Source organism: Ruegeria sp. SAZD013, assembly GCF_059612525.1.
In genome coordinates this window covers 388784-406262 of the sequence record NZ_JBXWQT010000020.1, presented here as the reverse complement: position 1 = coordinate 406262, position 17479 = coordinate 388784, and the positions used below count along the sequence as shown (strand labels likewise).

General features: G+C 55.4%; 19 protein-coding genes. 10 read left to right on the top strand and 9 right to left on the bottom strand.

What is annotated here, in order from left to right; translation table 11 throughout:
• Positions 1-26 precede the first annotated feature (26 nt).
• The 6 genes from pstC to AC2FLU_RS08250 all read left to right on the top strand — a co-directional run bounded on the left by pstC (position 27) and on the right by AC2FLU_RS08250 (position 6002).
• Complete coding sequence (gene pstC / locus AC2FLU_RS08275) at positions 27-1499, top strand: phosphate ABC transporter permease subunit PstC (protein WP_480553505.1); 1473 nt, start codon at positions 27-29, stop codon at positions 1497-1499.
• Positions 1496-2827, top strand: a complete 1332-nt coding sequence (gene pstA / locus AC2FLU_RS08270) for a phosphate ABC transporter permease PstA (RefSeq protein WP_480472770.1) — start codon at positions 1496-1498, stop codon at positions 2825-2827. Before pstC ends, pstA begins: the two co-directional genes overlap by 4 nt.
• Positions 2828-2839: 12 nt before the next feature.
• Positions 2840-3637 carry a phosphate ABC transporter ATP-binding protein PstB gene (gene pstB, locus AC2FLU_RS08265; protein WP_480480931.1) on the top strand — a complete coding sequence of 266 codons (798 nt, stop codon included), beginning with the start codon at positions 2840-2842 and terminating at the stop codon, positions 3635-3637.
• Between the two features lie 16 nt (positions 3638-3653).
• Positions 3654-4355: a phosphate signaling complex protein PhoU gene (gene phoU, locus AC2FLU_RS08260; RefSeq protein ID WP_480472766.1), complete on the top strand. Its 702-nt coding sequence runs from the start codon at positions 3654-3656 to the stop codon at positions 4353-4355.
• A 12-nt stretch (positions 4356-4367) separates the two neighbouring features.
• Complete coding sequence (phoB, locus tag AC2FLU_RS08255) at positions 4368-5057, top strand: phosphate regulon transcriptional regulator PhoB (RefSeq protein ID WP_496808505.1); 690 nt, start codon at positions 4368-4370, stop codon at positions 5055-5057.
• Positions 5058-5234: 177 nt separating this feature from the next.
• A complete protein-coding gene (locus tag AC2FLU_RS08250; RefSeq protein WP_496811931.1) occupies positions 5235-6002 on the top strand; it encodes an SDR family oxidoreductase in 768 nt (255 codons plus the stop codon).
• Here the strand turns inward: AC2FLU_RS08250 and AC2FLU_RS08245 are convergent.
• Together AC2FLU_RS08245 and AC2FLU_RS08240 are read right to left on the bottom strand one after the other, a co-directional pair.
• Positions 5999-6868: an acyl-CoA thioesterase gene (locus tag AC2FLU_RS08245; RefSeq protein ID WP_480476735.1), complete on the bottom strand. Its 870-nt coding sequence runs from the start codon at positions 6866-6868 to the stop codon at positions 5999-6001. The genes AC2FLU_RS08250 and AC2FLU_RS08245 overlap by 4 nt on opposite strands.
• A 51-nt stretch (positions 6869-6919) precedes the next feature.
• On the bottom strand, positions 6920-8152 hold the full coding sequence (locus tag AC2FLU_RS08240; RefSeq protein WP_496811930.1) for a serine hydrolase domain-containing protein: 1233 nt from the start codon (positions 8150-8152) through the stop codon (positions 6920-6922).
• Between the two features lie 199 nt (positions 8153-8351).
• On the opposite strand from AC2FLU_RS08240, the gene AC2FLU_RS08235 reads away from it, so the two are divergent.
• Complete coding sequence (locus tag AC2FLU_RS08235) at positions 8352-8975, top strand: 2-hydroxychromene-2-carboxylate isomerase (protein WP_496808508.1); 624 nt, start codon at positions 8352-8354, stop codon at positions 8973-8975.
• Between the two features lie 7 nt (positions 8976-8982).
• On the opposite strand, the gene AC2FLU_RS08230 is transcribed toward AC2FLU_RS08235, so the two are convergent.
• Positions 8983-10017 carry a phosphotransferase family protein gene (locus AC2FLU_RS08230; RefSeq protein WP_480517020.1) on the bottom strand — a complete coding sequence of 345 codons (1035 nt, stop codon included), beginning with the start codon at positions 10015-10017 and terminating at the stop codon, positions 8983-8985.
• 14 nt (positions 10018-10031) lie between these two features.
• Complete coding sequence (locus AC2FLU_RS08225; RefSeq protein ID WP_496714221.1) at positions 10032-10850, bottom strand: SDR family oxidoreductase; 819 nt, start codon at positions 10848-10850, stop codon at positions 10032-10034.
• Between the two features lie 151 nt (positions 10851-11001).
• Here AC2FLU_RS08225 and AC2FLU_RS08220 point away from each other — a divergent pair, with 151 nt between their 5' ends.
• From AC2FLU_RS08220 to AC2FLU_RS08210, 3 genes are all read left to right on the top strand, one after another.
• Positions 11002-12003 carry an NADPH:quinone oxidoreductase family protein gene (locus AC2FLU_RS08220; protein WP_496808509.1) on the top strand — a complete coding sequence of 334 codons (1002 nt, stop codon included), beginning with the start codon at positions 11002-11004 and terminating at the stop codon, positions 12001-12003.
• Between the two features lie 123 nt (positions 12004-12126).
• Entirely contained in the window at positions 12127-12576 is a 450-nt protein-coding gene (gene aroQ, locus AC2FLU_RS08215) for a type II 3-dehydroquinate dehydratase (protein ID WP_496808510.1), read from the top strand.
• Positions 12573-13328 (top strand): autoinducer binding domain-containing protein, encoded by a 756-nt coding sequence (locus AC2FLU_RS08210; protein ID WP_480493168.1) that lies wholly within the window; start codon positions 12573-12575, stop codon positions 13326-13328. The genes aroQ and AC2FLU_RS08210 overlap by 4 nt, the downstream gene beginning before the upstream one ends.
• A gap of 354 nt (positions 13329-13682) precedes the next feature.
• Here AC2FLU_RS08210 and tsf read toward each other — a convergent pair whose 3' ends face one another.
• The 5 genes from tsf to AC2FLU_RS08185 form a co-directional block, all read right to left on the bottom strand.
• Entirely contained in the window at positions 13683-14558 is an 876-nt protein-coding gene (tsf, locus tag AC2FLU_RS08205; RefSeq protein ID WP_480517012.1) for a translation elongation factor Ts, read from the bottom strand.
• 77 nt (positions 14559-14635) lie between these two features.
• Positions 14636-15418, bottom strand: coding sequence for a 30S ribosomal protein S2 (rpsB, locus tag AC2FLU_RS08200; RefSeq protein ID WP_480553493.1), 783 nt, complete (start codon positions 15416-15418; stop codon positions 14636-14638).
• 168 nt (positions 15419-15586) lie between these two features.
• Positions 15587-16462, bottom strand: coding sequence for a lyso-ornithine lipid O-acyltransferase (gene olsA / locus AC2FLU_RS08195; protein WP_480517010.1), 876 nt, complete (start codon positions 16460-16462; stop codon positions 15587-15589).
• Positions 16428-17183, bottom strand: coding sequence for an L-ornithine N(alpha)-acyltransferase (gene olsB, locus AC2FLU_RS08190; protein ID WP_480517008.1), 756 nt, complete (start codon positions 17181-17183; stop codon positions 16428-16430). Before olsB ends, olsA begins: the two co-directional genes overlap by 35 nt.
• 102 nt (positions 17184-17285) lie before the next feature.
• Positions 17286-17468, bottom strand: a complete 183-nt coding sequence (locus AC2FLU_RS08185; protein ID WP_050602459.1) for a DUF3553 domain-containing protein — start codon at positions 17466-17468, stop codon at positions 17286-17288.
• Positions 17469-17479 lie beyond the last annotated feature (11 nt).

Below are 17479 nucleotides of genomic sequence, written 5' to 3'. Positions count from 1 at the left end.
CCCGGCCAAGACCAAATGGGGGTTTCATGCCGATAGTATGGCTTGTTCTGATCGTGCTAGCGATTGCTGCAGTCGGTTACCTGTTGGGGCGCACACGCGCCCTGCAAAGCGCCACAGGAGATATCCGGGCTTTGCACTCGCTTCCGTCGTATTATGGCGCAAATGTCGCCCTCAAGACGATCGTTCCTGCATTTGGCCTTATGATCCTCTGGTTGCTAGTACAACCGCTTTACGTGAACTCTCAGGTATCCGAAATGATCTCGGGTTCCGCCATCGAAGACGGCGCGTCCCTCAATCTGGTCATGGCCGAGGTCCGTCGCACCGCGTACGGCTTGGATAACGCAGTTGCCGCCGGGCAGATACCCGAGGAACTGGCGCGCAACGAGCGCGCGGATGTGATCGACATGACCCAGCGTCTGAAGGATGCCGGGCAGGTGGTGACGTCGGATATCACGCAACCTGTGCTGCGCGCGGCGCAAAGCTATCGGATCATGAATGCGACCGGCTATTCGATCATGACAGTCGCCGTCATACTGACGGCACTCGCCGGTGCTGCGGTCAGCTGGCTTCAAACCCACGCGGAATACCGCGCGCGCAATGTGGTCGAGCAGGGCGTGCGAATCCTGTTGCTGGCAGCCGCGTCCATCGCAATTCTGACTACTGTCGGGATCGTCCTGTCTCTGGTTTTCAACACTTGGGAATTCTTCAAACTCTACCCTGCTACCGATTTCTTTTTCGGCACGACTTGGGCCCCCAGTTTTTCGGGGCGCGGCGGGTCGTCTGAACTTGGCATTCTTCCCCTGCTGTGGGGGACATTCTATATCTCGCTCGTTGCCCTTCTGGTGGCTGTCCCGATCGGGCTGTTCGCCGCGATTTACCTCAGCGAATACGCGTCACCCCGTGTCCGCGCCGTAGCAAAACCGCTGCTCGAGATACTGGCAGGTATCCCGACCATCGTTTACGGCCTTTTTGCGCTGCTTACCGTTGGTCCGCTTTTGCTTGGACTGTTCGGGGATGACGGGCTTGGCTGGATGAAGGCTGGCACGGCAGTCATGACCGCTGGGTTGGTCATGGGCATCATGCTGATCCCGTTTGTGTCCTCGTTGTCGGATGACATCATCAACGCGGTGCCGCAGGCTCTGCGCGACGGTTCTTACGGATTGGGTGCAACGCAGTCCGAAACCATCCGTCAGGTTGTTCTGCCAGCGGCGCTTCCGGGTATCGTGGGGGCGATCCTGCTGGCCGCATCGCGCGCCATAGGTGAGACAATGATCGTGGTCCTTGGGGCAGGGGCCGCAGCGCGGCTGAGCCTGAACCCGTTTGAAGCCATGACGACCGTCACCGCAAAAATCGTGAGCCAGCTGACCGGAGACGCGGATTTCGCATCGCCCGAAGCGCTTGTAGCCTTTGCACTGGGCATGACCCTTTTCACCCTCACGCTTGGGCTGAACATCTTTGCCCTCTACATCGTGCGCAAGTATCGGGAGCAATACGAATGACCGACGCCAGCATGCAAAGCCCTGAAACAGGTCATCGCTCAGTCTCGCTGACTGTAGGGGATGCACATACCAAAAAACGTGCAAATGCAGAGAAACGATTTCGGGCATACGGGATTGTCGCTATTGCAACGGGCCTGTTCTTCCTGATCGTTCTGTTCGCCTCGATCCTGTCGCAAGGTATTCCGGCCTTTCAGCGCACTGTTGTCAGCGTGGATTTCACCTTGTCCGCTGCGCAGCGAGACGAGGCGGAAAGTACGTTGTTCAAGACCAAGGCCTATTCCAACCTGTTCATCGCTCAGCTGAGCAAGGAACTGGAGGACCAAGGGATCAGCGTTGATTTCGACGAAGCGGCCATCGAACGTCTTCTTGGTAAAATCGGCGGTACAATCCGAACTTACTATGCCGACAACCCCGGCAAGCTGGGTGATCCGGTCAAGTTTGATCTGGCCGCCTCTAGCCGGGTCGACGGGTATTTCAAAGGCCGCGTGTCTCGTGACACCTTGCAGGACAGCCGTTTTCTACAGCTAAGCGATCTGGATCTGGTTGATGCGCTGGAACAGGCGGGCATCATCAAGCAGGCCTTCAACTGGCCGTTCATCACCGGCGCGGATTCAGGCGTTGACAACCCGGGCGGTGCGGGCATCGGGGCCTCGGTCATTGGGTCGTTTTTCATGATGCTGGTGGTTTTGGGCCTGTCACTGCCTATTGGTGTGGCTGCGTCGATTTATCTTGAAGAGTTCGCCCCGCAGAACAGGTTCACCGACCTGATTGAAGTGAACATCTCGAACCTTGCAGCCGTGCCGTCGATTGTGTTCGGTATTCTGGGTCTGGCCGTGTTCATCCAGTTCATGCACCTGCCACAATCGGCGCCGCTGGTTGGTGGTCTGGTTCTGACCCTCATGACATTGCCGACGATCATCATCTCGACCCGCGCCTCGCTGAAAGCGGTTCCGCCATCGATCCGCGACGCGGCGCTGGGGGTAGGGGCCTCGAAAATGCAGGCGGTGTTCCACCACGTGCTGCCCTTGGCCGCGCCCGGCATTCTGACCGGTACCATCATCGGTCTGGCACAAGCCTTGGGTGAAACCGCACCGTTGTTGCTGATCGGCATGGTAGGCTTTGTGGCGCGGGGATATCCCGACGGGTTCCTTGCCGGCTTTACCGAGCCGAACTCAGCAATGCCCGCCCAGATTTACACTTGGGCCGCACGCGCTGATGTCGGGTTCTACGAAAAGGCCTGGGGCGGAATCATCATCCTTTTGATGTTCCTGCTGACCATGAATATCATCGCTATCATCCTGCGCCGCCGCTTTGAACGCCGCTGGTAATTGGGGGCAATAATGAACGACATGACACGAGTGGAGAGAACCGTGGACTCCAAAGACATCAAGATCAACGCGAAGAAGGTTCAGGTTTATTACGGTGATACCCACGCCATCAAGGACGTGAGTGTTGAGATCGAAGACAAGACCGTCACGGCCTTTATCGGCCCTTCGGGTTGTGGAAAATCGACCTTCCTGCGGTGTCTGAACCGGATGAACGACACCATCGATATCTGCCGTGTCGAAGGTGATATCCTTTTGGACGGCGAAGACATTTATGACAAGCGGGTCGACCCCGTACAGTTGCGCGCCAAAGTGGGTATGGTGTTTCAAAAACCGAACCCGTTCCCCAAGTCGATCTACGACAACGTGGCCTACGGTCCGCGCATCCACGGCTTGGCGAAGAATAAGGCGGAACTTGATGAAATCGTTGAGAAATCCCTGCGCCGAGGCGCGATCTGGGATGAAGTCAAGGACCGTCTGGATGCGCCTGGCACGGGCCTTTCAGGGGGGCAGCAGCAGCGTTTGTGTATCGCGCGAGCCGTGGCAACCGAACCGGAAGTCCTGTTGATGGACGAGCCGTGCTCGGCGCTGGACCCGATTGCAACCGCACAGGTCGAAGAGTTGATCGACGAATTGCGTTCCCGATATTCGGTTGTGATCGTCACCCATTCGATGCAGCAGGCCGCGCGCGTCAGCCAGAAAACGGCCTTCTTCCACCTGGGAAATCTGGTCGAATTCGGTGAAACCGGGCAGATTTTTACTAACCCGGTCGATCCGCGCACGGAAAGCTACATTACAGGCCGTATCGGCTAAACACAGGTATCAAACAATGAGCGAACAACATATTGCATCTGCTTTTGACCGCGACCTCGAAACAATCCAGGCGCATATCATGAAGATGGGCGGTCTGGTTGAGGCCGCTATCATGAGCGCGGCGCGCTCTCTAGAAAGCCGTGACGTTGAGCTGGCCCAGGATGTGCGGCAAGGTGACAAGGCCATCGACGCCTTGGAAGATCTGATTGATGAGGAAACCGCGCGTCTGATTGCCTTGCGCGCGCCCACGGCCAGTGACCTGCGTTTGGTTCTTTCGGTCCTGAAGGTATCCGGCAACCTCGAGCGGATTGGAGATTATGCGAAGAACATCGCCAAGCGTACGACCGTTCTTGCCAATGCGGGCGAGATCAGCGGCAGCGCCGCTGCCTTGCGCCGCATGGCGCGCGAGGTCGAACGTATGCTGCGCGACGCGCTGGACGCATATATTCAGCGCGACGCGGAATTGGCCACCGACGTCATCAACCGCGATGAAGAGGTCGACCAGATGTATAACGGCCTGTTCCGCGAACTCCTGACCTTCATGGCCGAGGATCCGCGCAATATTTCCGCCTGTATGCACCTGCATTTCATCGCCAAGAACATCGAACGTATGGGCGACCATGTAACCTCGATTGCCGAGCAGGTGGTGTATCTGGTCACAGGCGACCGCCCGACCGAGGCTCGGCCCAAGGCCGACATAACGTCGCAAACAGCGTAGGAGACGCTTCAGATGTCCGCAGATCAACCGACAGTATTGGTGGTCGAGGATGAGTTGGCCCAACGCGAGGTGCTGGCCTACAACCTTGAAGCCGAGGGTTTTCGCGTCTCAAAAGCGGCCAACGGTGACGAAGCTATGTTGCTGGTCAACGAAGACTGCCCGGATATCATCGTTCTGGACTGGATGATGCCCAATCTCAGCGGGATTGAGGTTTGCCGCCGACTCAAAAGCCGTCCGGACACACGTTCTATCCCGATAATCATGCTGTCGGCCAGATCAGAAGAGGTAGACAAGGTTCGCGGGCTTGAAACCGGTGCCGACGATTACGTGGTCAAGCCATATTCGATCGTCGAACTGATGGCGCGTGTTCGAACACAACTGCGCCGCGTTCGACCGGCAACTGTTGGCTTGCGACTGCAATATGACGACATCATTCTGGATTCGGAAACCCACAAGGTCAGCCGCGACAGCAAGCCCTTGAAACTGGGCCCAACCGAGTTCCGGCTTCTCAGCACGTTCATGGAAAAGCCGGGCAGGGTCTGGAGCCGTGAACAATTGCTGGATCGGGTCTGGGGACGCGACATCTATGTCGATACGCGTACGGTTGATGTTCATATTGGACGCTTGCGCAAAGCCTTGACGCAACATGGCGGGGTTGATCCTGTTCGCACAGTCCGCGGTGCTGGTTACGCATTGGGATAACACGCATCAGACTTGTTTTGGTCGAATTTGTTTGATCACTGATTGCGGTTGTATCTGAGTAATTCTCCGCCGTGTCATATAACGTATAATTGGTATTATGGTAAAATAGTAGGACTTGTAATACGGAACGCAAGCCAACACTTTGAAAACACTGTAACGAACCTGCCCGGAATACGCATGGAGCTTGAGAACAAAACTGTCGTTATCACCGGCGCTGCCCAAGGCATTGGTCGTGGTCTTGCAGAACGGTTTTCCCATGAAGGAGCACGTGTTGTTTGCTCGGATGTCGATATCGCTGGTGCTAAATTGGTTGCGGAACAAACCGGTGGTCAGGCGTATCCCTGCGACGTTTCCAGCGAAGCGCAGATCAAGAATCTCATTGATTTTGTAGAAGAAACTGTCGGTTCAATTGACCTGTTTTGCGCAAATGCCGGAATTCTGACGCTTGGTGGTATCGATGTTGCGGACGAAGATTGGGATCGGATCTGGAAGATCAATGTAATGTCCCATGTTTGGACTGCCCGCCATCTGGTTCCACGCATGGTTCGTCGCGGCGGCGGATATATTATGATAACTGCGTCTGCGGCAGGTTTGCTGAACCAACCTGGTGCAGCCCCGTATGGGGTTACTAAACACGCCGCTGTAGGATTTGCCGAATGGCTTTCGCTGACATATGGCGCTGAAGGATTGAAAGTCTCGGTCCTGTGTCCGCAGGCTGTGCGTTCAAGAATGACCGAAGGACATGAAATCTCAGTAGCTTCGATTGATGGAATGCTCGAGCCCAGCGATGTGGCTGACTCCTGCGTACAAGCTATTAGAAATCAACAATTTTTAGTTCTACCTCATCCACAAGTCGCTGACTATTTGCAGTTCAAGGCGGCTGACTATGACCGGTGGCTAAGTGGAATGCAGAAGTTAAATCAGAGATTTATAGACAACACTTAAGGTTGCGCGCGAACTCTGCGCATCAATCCTTCCTGTGCAACAGATGCAACAAGTGAACCGTCCTCGGAATAGATCGATCCACGGTTAAAGCTGCGTCCCTGCCCCGTCCACGGCGAATCCATCACGTACAGATGCCAGTTCTGAAAATTCACCGGCGCGTGAAACCATAGCGCGTGGTCCAGACTTGCGCCGTTGAACTCTCCGCTAAACCAGCTCAGACCGTGAGGCCGCAATCCAGAGGACATCAGGTTCATGTCAGACGCATAAGCCAGCAGTAAGTGCTGCGTTCTGGCATCGACCGAAGCGGCAGCGGGCATACGAAACCAGGTCTGGTTTCGATCATCAGAGACTTTCGGTGTGAATGGGTCCAGATGATCGACTTCCCGGACCTCGATCGGGCGTTCGCGCAGCAATTCGCCCCTCAACCTTTCGGGAACACGTTCAACGTATGTTTTACGCAATTCAGATCGGGACGGGTACGTTTTTGGTGCGTTCACGACGGGCATCGGATGCTGATGGTCCCAGCCTTCGTCCCGGACATGAAAGGACGCCGACATGTTCAGGATTTGTTTTCCATGCTGAATTGCAACCACGCGGCGGGTTGTGAAAGAACCTCCGTCTCGCGCTCGATCAACTTGATAAATAACGGGTTTCTCAGGATCGCCCGGGCGAATGAAATAGGCGTGCAGCGAATGACACAACCGTTCTTCTACAGTTCGATATGCCGCAGCCAGCGCTTGCGCAATGACCTGCCCGCCAAATATGCGTGTTGGCGTTTCACCGCCCGACCCCGTCCCGCGAAACAGATCGACCTCAAGCCGTTCAATATCCAGAAGATCCAGTAAGATACGTTCCGCTTCGGTCATCGTCTGCTCGCAAGTTGTGTCGTCCGGCACCGGGTATCAGTACAGAGGAAATCATTCAATCATGGCGGCATGGACCAGCGCCTTGAGTTCGGCACGGGATGGGTACGAACTTGACGGGGACAATTGGGTAAAGAAAATCGCCGTCAGGTCATTCTGCCAGTCAATCCAGAAATAGGTCGACGCCATTCCACCCCAACTGAAATCCCCGATAGAGCCGGGAACCCTTACCAGACCGGGATTCAGAACAACCGCACCGGCCAGCCCAAAGCCCATTCCTTCCATCGGTTGCTCTGCAAAACTCTGCGGACCCATTGATGCAATGTCGCCGGGAAGGTGATTGCGCATCATGAAATCAACTGTTTTCGGACCAAGTATGCGGCACCCGTTCCCGGCCCCCCGGTTTCGAAGCATGTCCGCGAATTTTGCATAATCATCAATCGTCGAGATCAGACCGCCACCGCCGGAAAAGGTCGTCGTGTTTTCGAACGGGGATTCTAGGTGGGAATCGAATAGTCTCAGGCTTTCGCTGCCGTGATCCGCGGAATTCAGCGCCATCGCGTCGCCAGCCAATGGGGTGTAGAGCGATGCGAAACGATCCCCTGCCCCAGCGGGTATGGAAAAACCTGTTTCTCGCATGTTGAGTGGTTCAAGGATTTCGGTTCGAAAGAACTGCTCCAATGACTGGCCCGAGACCACCTCGATCACACGACCCAGCACGTCAATACCGACCGAGTATTCCCAGCGTGCACCGGGTTGGAACGCCAGTGGCAGCCCTGCCAGATCGCGCACAAGGTGTTCCAGAAGTCCCTGATTGGGTTTGAAAATAAGGTCTCGTTCATCCATCGCATGGGGTAAAAGCCCGGGGTTGAACGGATAGCTTAACCCACTGGTATGCGTCAGTAACTGATGCAGAGTGGGAGACGGTGCAGCCTCGGTCTGATCCAGTCTCTCCGCCCCCGGTACCAGCGCGTGCATATCTTTGAATTCAGGTAGAAGTTCAGAAACAGGCGCGTTCAGGTGAACAAGTCCACGTTCGACCAGTGTCATCAACGCGACTGATGTGACCGGTTTGGTCATGGAATAAATGCGCACCAGCGTGTCGCGTTGGAATGGCCGGCCAGTCTCCAGACTGCTGACACCACTGGCATGAAAAAAGGCCTCATTCCCTTTGTGGCGCAGCAAAAAGGATGATCCGGCATATTTGCGCTGCTCAACATAGCTCTCCATCCAATGGCTAAGCCGATCCAGCCGGGTTTGATCAAACATGGATTGCCTGTGGGACATTTAGATATTTCCGTTCGGTGTTAAGCAGTGACTGTTTAAGCTTGTGACCTGAAATAACAGCAAAAAGTTGCGTGTTGCAGAGAAATTCGTGATCAGACTTCCTCAGCGTGCCTCACAATGAAATGTTAGACTGATTTCGACGCAGATTCGCCTGAAGTTCAATGAACAAGATTTCAAGGGACCGAAACGGAGGAACCCTATGACGCGGACCATAGATTTCATTTACGATTTTTGCAGCCCGAACGCGTTTCTCGCCCATAAAATGCTCCCCGATCTTGCCGAGCGCTATGACGTAAGCATTACTTATGTTCCCGTCCTGTTGCCTGCGGTGTTCAAAGCGACGCATAACCAAAGCCCGTTTCAGGCATATTCCGAAAACCGCCAGAAAACGGCCTATTTGACGCATGATCTGCATAGGTTTGCCCGCCGTCGTGGGCTGAGCTTTCATATGAGCCCGCATTTTCCGATCAATACCAAACTTGCCATGCGAGGTGCGTGTTTTGCCAATGGAAAACCTTGGGAAGTCAAATATATAAACGCGATTTTTGATGCTATTTGGGTACATGGTCAGAAGGCGGACGAGATCGGTGTCCTAACGGATATTCTGAACGAAAACGACTTGCCCGTTCGCAAAATTCGCGAAGCCATGACAAGTCCCGACGTTAAACTGAAACTGAAAGAGAAAACTAAATCGTCGGTTCGGCGTGGCGTGTTTGGGGTTCCCAGCATGTTCACCGGGGCCGAATTGTTTTTTGGAAAGAACAGTCTGCCAAACCTTGAAGTGGAACTTTCACGGCAAAATAGTGACCTAAAAACAGTTTGATAGGGCTTCACTCTAACGTGGACTCAAGCGCTTTCAGGCCGTGCTGGGCGAATATAGGAACATATGCGCCAAAAGCCTTTGCGCGGTCGGGGTCTGACGCATTCCCATCCAGCGCGCGTTTGTAGACACCCTGTAGAATGCCCGCCATACGAAAGAAATTGAAGCCCAGATAAAAGCCGAAATTGTCTATGCCATCCAGGCCTCGACGTTTGCAGTATTGGGCAATGAATGCCTCATCGCTGGGCAGGCCCAGGCTCTTTCGATCCACACCCGCCAGCCCCCGGCCCTGTTTTCCCGGCGGCAACTGCCATTGCATGATTACTGCGGCCAGATCCGCATAAGGGTGACCGATCGTCGACAGTTCCCAATCCAGCACTCCGATACATTCCGCCCGGTTCGGCGCAAACATCAGGTTGTCGATGCGGTAATCCCCATGCACCAGCGTGCACTGCCCGTCATCGGCCGGTACCGAGGTCTCTAGCGCTGAAGCCAGCGCATCCATATCCGCAATGGCCGAGGTCTCGGACGCTCGGTATTGCTTGGTCCAGCGAGCGATCTGACGCTCGTAATAGTTGCCAACCGGCCCATAGTCAGACAGGCCAACGGCATCGATATCCACCATATGCAGCTGGGCAAGAACCCTGTTCATCTCGTCAATGATGGCGGCGCGAGTTTCGTTGCTTTCTTTGGGCAGGGTTGGGTCGGGAAACACCCTGCCCTGCAAACGCTCCATCACATAAAAGGCCGAGCCGATGACGCTGTCATCTTCACACAGCAGATACATCTTGGGCACCGGAACCTCGCTTCCGGCAAGGGCGCTTTGAACCCGAAATTCGCGATCAACGGCATGTGCCGATTTCAGCAATTTTCCGGCGGGTTTTCGGCGCAGCACATAGGTTTTCTCTGGCGTGCGTAACTCAAACGTCGGGTTGGATTGCCCCACGTCAAATTTCCTGGCCTCCAATGGCCCGTTGTAGCCGGAAAGATGCGCTTTCAGATACGTATCTACGGCTGCCAGATCCAGATTAGTTTCGGTTTTCATTGGCTGTCTTCCCGTCACAGGGCCTCGGCAAAGATGTTTCCGGCGGTCACAACGTTGATCCCACCCGAAACCGGGATCACTGCGCCTGTCACATAGCTGCCGCCGCGACCGCACAGGAACAACATACAGCCTGCGATATCCTCGTCCCGTCCGACGCGACCCAGAGGTACAGACTTGCCAACCCGTTCTCTGGTATCCTCATCGGCTGTCGCAAAGGCCGTCATGCGCGACACAAACGGTCCCGGAGCGAGTGCGTTCACCGTGATGTGGTACGGTGAAAGTTCCTTGGCCAAAACCCTGGTCAGATGCAAAACCGCAGCCTTTGAGGCCGAATAGCTGTAGGCCCCATCGCCCATAGGGACTTCACCCATGACTGACCCCACATTGACAATGCGCGCCGGGTCTTCGGCGGTGCCTGATTTCATTAGCATTGGCAAAAGCCGCTGGGTTAGTTCGAATATCCCTGTCACGTTGACAGACATGACCTTTTCCCATGCATCGTAGGGAAACTGCCCCAAAGGGGCACCCCAGGACACCCCCGAGTTGTTCATCAGGATGTCCAGTTTGTCCGTACGCGCGTGAATGTCGGAGACCAGCTTGCATATACCGGCTGCGCTGCCAATGTCACCGGCAAAGCCTTCGGCGCTGCCCGGCGCGTCCAGCGCGTTCAGTTCTGCGGCGACCGTGGCACAGGCGTCTCCTTTTCTTGAGGCAATGAGCACGCGCGCGCCGGCCCGTACCAGCGCCTCGGCTGCCATGCGGCCAATACCTGTCGCTCCACCTGTTACCAAAGCGGTTTTGCCGTGAAGCGAAAAGAGGGTGTCGGGGGTCATTTTGTGCTCCTCAGTTTCTTTGGCACCAGTTCATCGTGATACATATTGCGTTCCTCTTGCCGTTGCGGCAGGCGTTGGACCGTAGCGTTGACAAAAAACCATGCTGCACCAAAACTTCCTCGACACAAAGTACAGGCAGATCAGAGGCGGTATGCAAGCATTACTCAGCGTCGCACCGGGTGGTCCCGAAACCCTGGAGCTTACGACCCTACCCGACCCGAAACCGGGCAAAGGTCAGCTTTTGATCGGTGTGAAAGCAGCGGGCGTGAATTTTCCGGACACGTTGATTATCCGCGATCTGTACCAGATGAAGCCGCCACGGCCCTTTGCTCCGGGCGGTGAAATTGCGGGTGAAGTTCTGGCTGTGGGCGAAGGCGTCAATGGATTTAAGCCAGGCGACCGTGTTTTGGCCCTAACCGGGCATGGTGGGTTTTCGACCCATGTCACACTCAAGGCGGACACTGCAATCCGAATTCCTGATGCGATGCCCTATGAAGATGCCGCCTGTTTCATTTTCACCTACGGCACGTCCTACCACGCGTTGAAGGATCGGGCGGAGATTCAACCCGGTGAAACCCTGTTGGTACTGGGTGCCGCCGGAGGTGTGGGGTCAGCCGCCATTGAACTGGGCAAAGCCATGGGTGCCAGGGTGATCGCAGCCGTTTCATCACCTGAAAAGGCCGAATTCTGTAGCCAGATTGGTGCCGATGACGTGGTGATTTACCCGCGCGACATGGACAGGGATGCACAAAGAGCCTTCTCAACCGAAGTTAAGAAACTCGCAGGTTCTGACGGCGTTGACGTCGTCTACGACGCCGTTGGGGGTGCGCTGGCCGAACCGTCCCTGCGCAGCATGGCTTGGAACGGTCGTTACCTTGTCGTCGGTTTCCCAGCGGGCATTCCGCGGATTCCCTTGAATCTGGCCCTTTTGAAAGGATGTCAGATCGTTGGTGTGTTTTGGGGCGCGTCAGTATTCCGCGACCCGATCGGCCATGCTGACAACGTCAAGAACCTGTTCGATCTGAACACAGCCGGGAAAATCAAACCGCGGATTAGCGCCCGGTTCCCGCTTGCCCGCGCGCACGAGGCGCTTGAACAATTGTCGCAACGATCCGTTCTGGGAAAAATCGTTGTCACCATGGAGGAAAATTGAGGCCGGGAACAAAATGGCGGCCCGATTCCCACACCGGTTTTTCGACTGTACTCGATCCGGCAAAGGCAGGTAGACAACCCAACCTCAAGGCGTCTATGTACCATTAATGGGGATCGTGAAGACATGCACAACGTTTTGGTATTGAATGGCCCAAACCTCAACCTGCTTGGCACACGGCAGCCCGAGGTTTACGGCAGCACCACTCTGAAGATGATCGAGGACGAGTGCCAGCGACATGGCGCGTCCATTGGCCTAGAAGTCTCGCATCTGCAATCCAACCATGAGGGTGTGTTAATTGATGCGATCCACGGCGCACGCGGTGTGCAGGATGGCCTTGTGATCAATGCGGGGGCGTTCACACACACGTCGGTTGCGCTGATGGATGCCATCGCGTCAGTTGAACTGCCGGTTGTCGAAGTTCACCTATCCAACATCCATGCAAGGGAAGCATTCCGTCACAAGTCCTATATCGCGCCTGTCGCTCTGGGGCAGATCTGTGGATTTGGCGCCCAAGGTTATGTTCTTGCACTGAACGCACTGGCCGCCCATCTGAAAGCAGGTGATACGGCATGACCCTCAGGGAATATCTGCGATTTGTCAGCTATGCCAAAACCCTGGAAGACCTGTGGGATGCGCATTGCCGACAAATGGCGGAATACGGGCTTGATCGTTTAATCTACGGCCATACGCAATACAGGACGGCAACCTCATTGGGCGATCCAGAGGATTTTGTCATCCTGACCAATCATAACCGCGCCTATGTGGACGGTTTCATCAAGGACGGTTTGTATTTTCACGCCCCCATGTTGAAATGGGCGCTGGACAATGAAGGCGCCGCCAGCTGGAGAATGTTGCTGGACATGCACTCTCGCGGGTCGATGACCGATAAAGAGCGCGAGGTTTTCGAGTTCAACAAGTCCATGGGTGTTGTTTCTGGTTACACCATCAGCTTCAACTCAGTCTCGGTGCGCTCCAAAGGGGCGATTTCCTTGTCCGCCAAGGAAGGGATGAGCCAGGAAGACATTGACGCAATCTGGCAGGAGCACGGCGAAGACATTCTTTTGATGAACAACGTTGCGCATCTGAAGATCCTGACGTTGCCTTTCAACCCTCCGAACCGGGCCCTGACAAAGCGTCAGCGCGAGGCTTTGCAATGGGTCGGTGACGGCAAAACCACGCAGGACATAGCCCTGCTGATGGGCCTGACAGCGGCAACTGTCGAAAAGCATCTTCGACTCGCCCGTGAGGCGTTGTCGGTCGAAACGACGGCTCAGGCTGTTTTAAAGGCATCTTTGCATAATCAGATGTTCATTATGGAAGTTTAGGAGTGTTTTTGTGATGCCATCCAGCGTCAGTTTACCCTAGGTAAGGAAATCACTACTTTTCAAATCTAACCTAAAAGTTGCAAAGTGAGAGTGTTCCGTGAGTGGTGGCTTTAGCCAGGGAACATTCGATTGGATCTTTGCGATTTCAAAGCTCTCCAATCACTCTGACAAGGGGGCGCCTATTCGTCCGCGTACCTGTGTCGGAATTTTGGGGGGCCTCGACCATCCCCATCATGCGGGGCCCTCCAATCCTTCACTTCTTTGCGAATTCTATGATGTGCCACTAACAAAAAAGGGCTACGCAATGCGTAACCCTTTCATTTTGTTCAGCAAGGCCCCAGTCGGAGCCGTTCTTTAGCCCTGAGCGGCTTTTGCGACTTCGGCAGCGAAGTCTTCTTTTTCCACAACGATGCCTTCGCCAACCTCCAAGCGAACGAAGCCGGTGATGGTTGCGCCTGCTTCTTTTGCAGCGGCTTCAACGGTCAGATCAGGGTTCACAACGAATTGCTGGCTCAGCAATGTCGATTCGGCGACGAATTTCTTCATGCGGCCTTCGATCATCTTCTCGATCACCTGCTCCGGCTTGCCGGATTCGCGGGCGATGTCCATCTGAACCTGCTTCTCCTTCTCGACAATTGCCGGGTCCATGTCGGCCTCAGATAGGGCAGCCGGGTTCACAGCGGCGATGTGCATCGCAACCTGCTTGCCGATAGCCTCATCACCACCCGACAGTGCAACCAGCACACCGATTTTGCCCATGCCGTTGGTCGCAGCGTTGTGCACATAAGACACAACAGTGTCGCCAGACAGTTTGGCCATTCGGCGCACCGACATGTTTTCGCCAATGGTGGCGATCTTGTCGGTCAGGGTATCGGCAACGCTTTTGCCGCCCAGATCAGCCGCCATCAGCGTGTCAATACCGTCCACGCCTTCAGCCGCGTTTGCGATCTTGCCGACCATTTCCTGAAACTCAGCGTTTTTCGCAACGAAGTCGGTTTCCGAATTCACTTCGACAGCAACGCCGTTGCCACCGCTGACGTGAACAGCAACCAAACCCTCTGCCGCGGTACGACCAGATTTTTTGGCTGCTTTGGCCAGGCCTTTGGTACGCAGCCAGTCAACGGCGTCGTCCATGTTGCCGCCGGTTTCGGTCAGCGCTTTTTTTGCGTCCATCATGCCTGCGCCGGTCGAGTCGCGCAGTTCTTTAACCATTGCTGCTGTGATTGCCATCTTTTGGCTCTCCTCAATTCAAACGGAATTGGGGCAGGTCATACCCTGCCCCATATGTCATTTACGTGACGGGCAGCTTACGCTTCGGCAGGGGCTTCTGCGGCTTCTTGCGCAAGAGCTTCTTCAACCGGAGCTTCTTCGAATGCGCCTAGGTCTACGCCTGCTGCGCCCATCTGTGCGGTCATGCCGTCCAGAGCGGCGCGTGCGACCAGATCGCAGTACAGAGCGATTGCGCGTGCTGCGTCGTCGTTGCCGGGGATGATGTAGTCAACGCCATCGGGCGAGCAGTTGGTGTCGACAACAGCCACAACCGGAATACCCAGTTTGTTGGCTTCTGCGATGGCCAATGCTTCTTTCTTGACGTCGATGACGAACAGCAGGTCCGGAACGCCGCCCATTTCGCGGATACCACCTAGCGACGCCTGAAGTTTGCCCTGGTCACGTTCCATGCCCAGACGCTCTTTCTTGGTCAGGCCTTCTGCGCCCGATTCCATGGCTTCGTCGATCTGGTTCAGACGGTTGATCGACTGGGAAACGGTTTTCCAGTTGGTCAGCGTGCCGCCCAGCCAACGGTGGTTCATGTAGTACTGAGCCGACTTTTCAGCCGCTTCAGCGATCGGGCCAGCGGCCTGACGCTTGGTACCAACAAACAGAATGCGGCCACCCTTTGCGACGGTGTCACGAACAGCCTGCAAAGCCTGATCCAGCATCGGAACGGTCTGGGTCAGGTCCATGATGTGGATACCATTGCGCGAGCCGTAGATGAACGGGCCCATGCGGGGGTTCCAACGCTGTGTCTGGTGACCAAAGTGAACGCCAGCTTCCAGCAGCTGACGCATGGTGAACTCGGGAAGAGCCATGCTATGTTTTCCTTTTCCGGTTTACGCCTGGGCGGGGGTGAAAGAAGCGAACGCTCCAACCGGCGGTCTTGATGAGGATGTCTCCCTCAAAAAGGCCAAACCCCGCCTGCGGGTTTGAATGGCGCGCGTATAAGGCAGGTTTGCGCGCTACGCAAGGCCCAATCGCCCTTATTTTTCAAGCTGCGCCAATGCGTGCGCATGCCTGACAGCGTCTTCACAATGGGCGGCCAGAGCCTTGCGGTTTTCAAAGTCGCTGACCCGCGCTGGCGCATGATAGATTAGTTCAACAGTTCCTTGCCGACGTGCGCCAAGGGTCTTCAGCAAATGCGGCCCGAACTCCATATCCCCCCACCAGCCATAAAAGCGTTTTGGCTGGCCTTTGGGCGCGTGAAACACCACGGAAACGGGTTGGATATACATGAAATCACGCAATTCATCCGCGAAGAACGCAGCGAAAAGCGTTGTTTTAAAAGGTAAAATTCGAAGTCCATCTGTTGAGGTGCCTTCGGGGAAGAACAACAGTTTGTGACCCACCTTCAGGCGGGTTTCAAAAAGTTTGGTTTGTTCCTTGGCTTTCTTGCGATCCCGTTCGATGAACAGGGTTCCGGTCGCACGGGCCAGCCAGCCGATACCGGGCCATTTGGCGACTTCTGCCTTGGAAACAAAATAGACCCTCTTGCGCGCGTTCAGAGCAAAAATATCCAGCCAGGATGTGTGGTTTGCCACCACTGCCCCCCTCTCTTTCATCAGCGCGCCTGATGTGCGAAACCCGATGCCAAGAATTCGAAACGCGTTGCGGCAGACAAACTGCGTGATGAACGGCGTGACAGGTCGCCGGACGCCGAAAAACGGATACTCTATCAAGCGAACAGTCAGAAGGATGATCAGGCCACCAAAGACAAGGGCCGCTAGCGGTACTCCACGCAGAATGGCCAGAACCCATCCAATAAAGCCCAGCTCGATCGGGTCGGGCGCGTCTTCACTATTCCAGAGCGGGTCGTTCACAGCGTCACGCCCCGCCATAAATTCGACGCTGCCGTTCATTCATGCGCGTCGTGTCGAGGATCAGGCAAACATCCGTTGTGTTGAAGGTGTGGTCGATAAAGGCACCCTCGCCCACGAAACCACCCAAGCGCAGGTAGGCTTTGATCAATGCTGGCACCTGAACCATGGCGGCGCGGCGGTCCAAAGCCTCTGGTTTCACAAGGTCCATCGACTGAAAAACATCGGGCTGCGCCCGTACGCGCAACTCTGGCGGAGCCAGATGGTTGTGGTGAAGCATCGACAAGGGTTGCGCCAATGTGGCCACGTTTGTTCCGTGAAAACTCGCAACGCCGAACAAGACTTCAATTTCACGTTCCGCTACATAAGCGGCCAAACCGTTCCACAGGTGGTACATTGCCGTACCCCCACGGTAGTCGGGATGCAGGCACGACCGTCCCAACTCCAACAGTTTGCGCCCACTGTTCTTGAGAACGGTCAGATCATATTCATCTTCGGAATAGAATTGCCCCAGTTCCGCAGCACGTTCGCCCGGTAACATCCTGTAGACGCCAATAATTTCGCCGGTGTGATCATCATACGCCAACATATGATCGAAATACGGGTCGAAACGGTCTTTCTCGAGGCCAGCATCGTGATCAACCATCTCTCCGCCGCCCCCCAACTCACGCACGAAGACGTCATAGCGCAGGCGTTGAGCTGCTTGCAGGTCGGCTTCGGTCTCGGCCAGTTTTACGGTGAAAGAAGGGCCAGTATCCGGCATATGGGGTGATCCGTGTTCTATTGGCTGCTGATACCGCAGTTATTCGGCCAAAGGCAACAAGCCCCGCTTCGGTCAGCGCTGTTAACATTTCCTAAACCACTTTCACGGATCAAAGACCGGCATCAGGGCGATGCGCGTACCGTCGATCACCACTTTCCCCTGCTCGCGAAAGTTCACGGTGATCTTGCCTGCAATGTTGGACTGAACCTGTCCGACGCCCCATTCGGGAAAATCCGGGTGGCGGACGAACATGCCCGGTGCAAGTATAGCATTCATGTCTGTCATAGGGGCCTCCG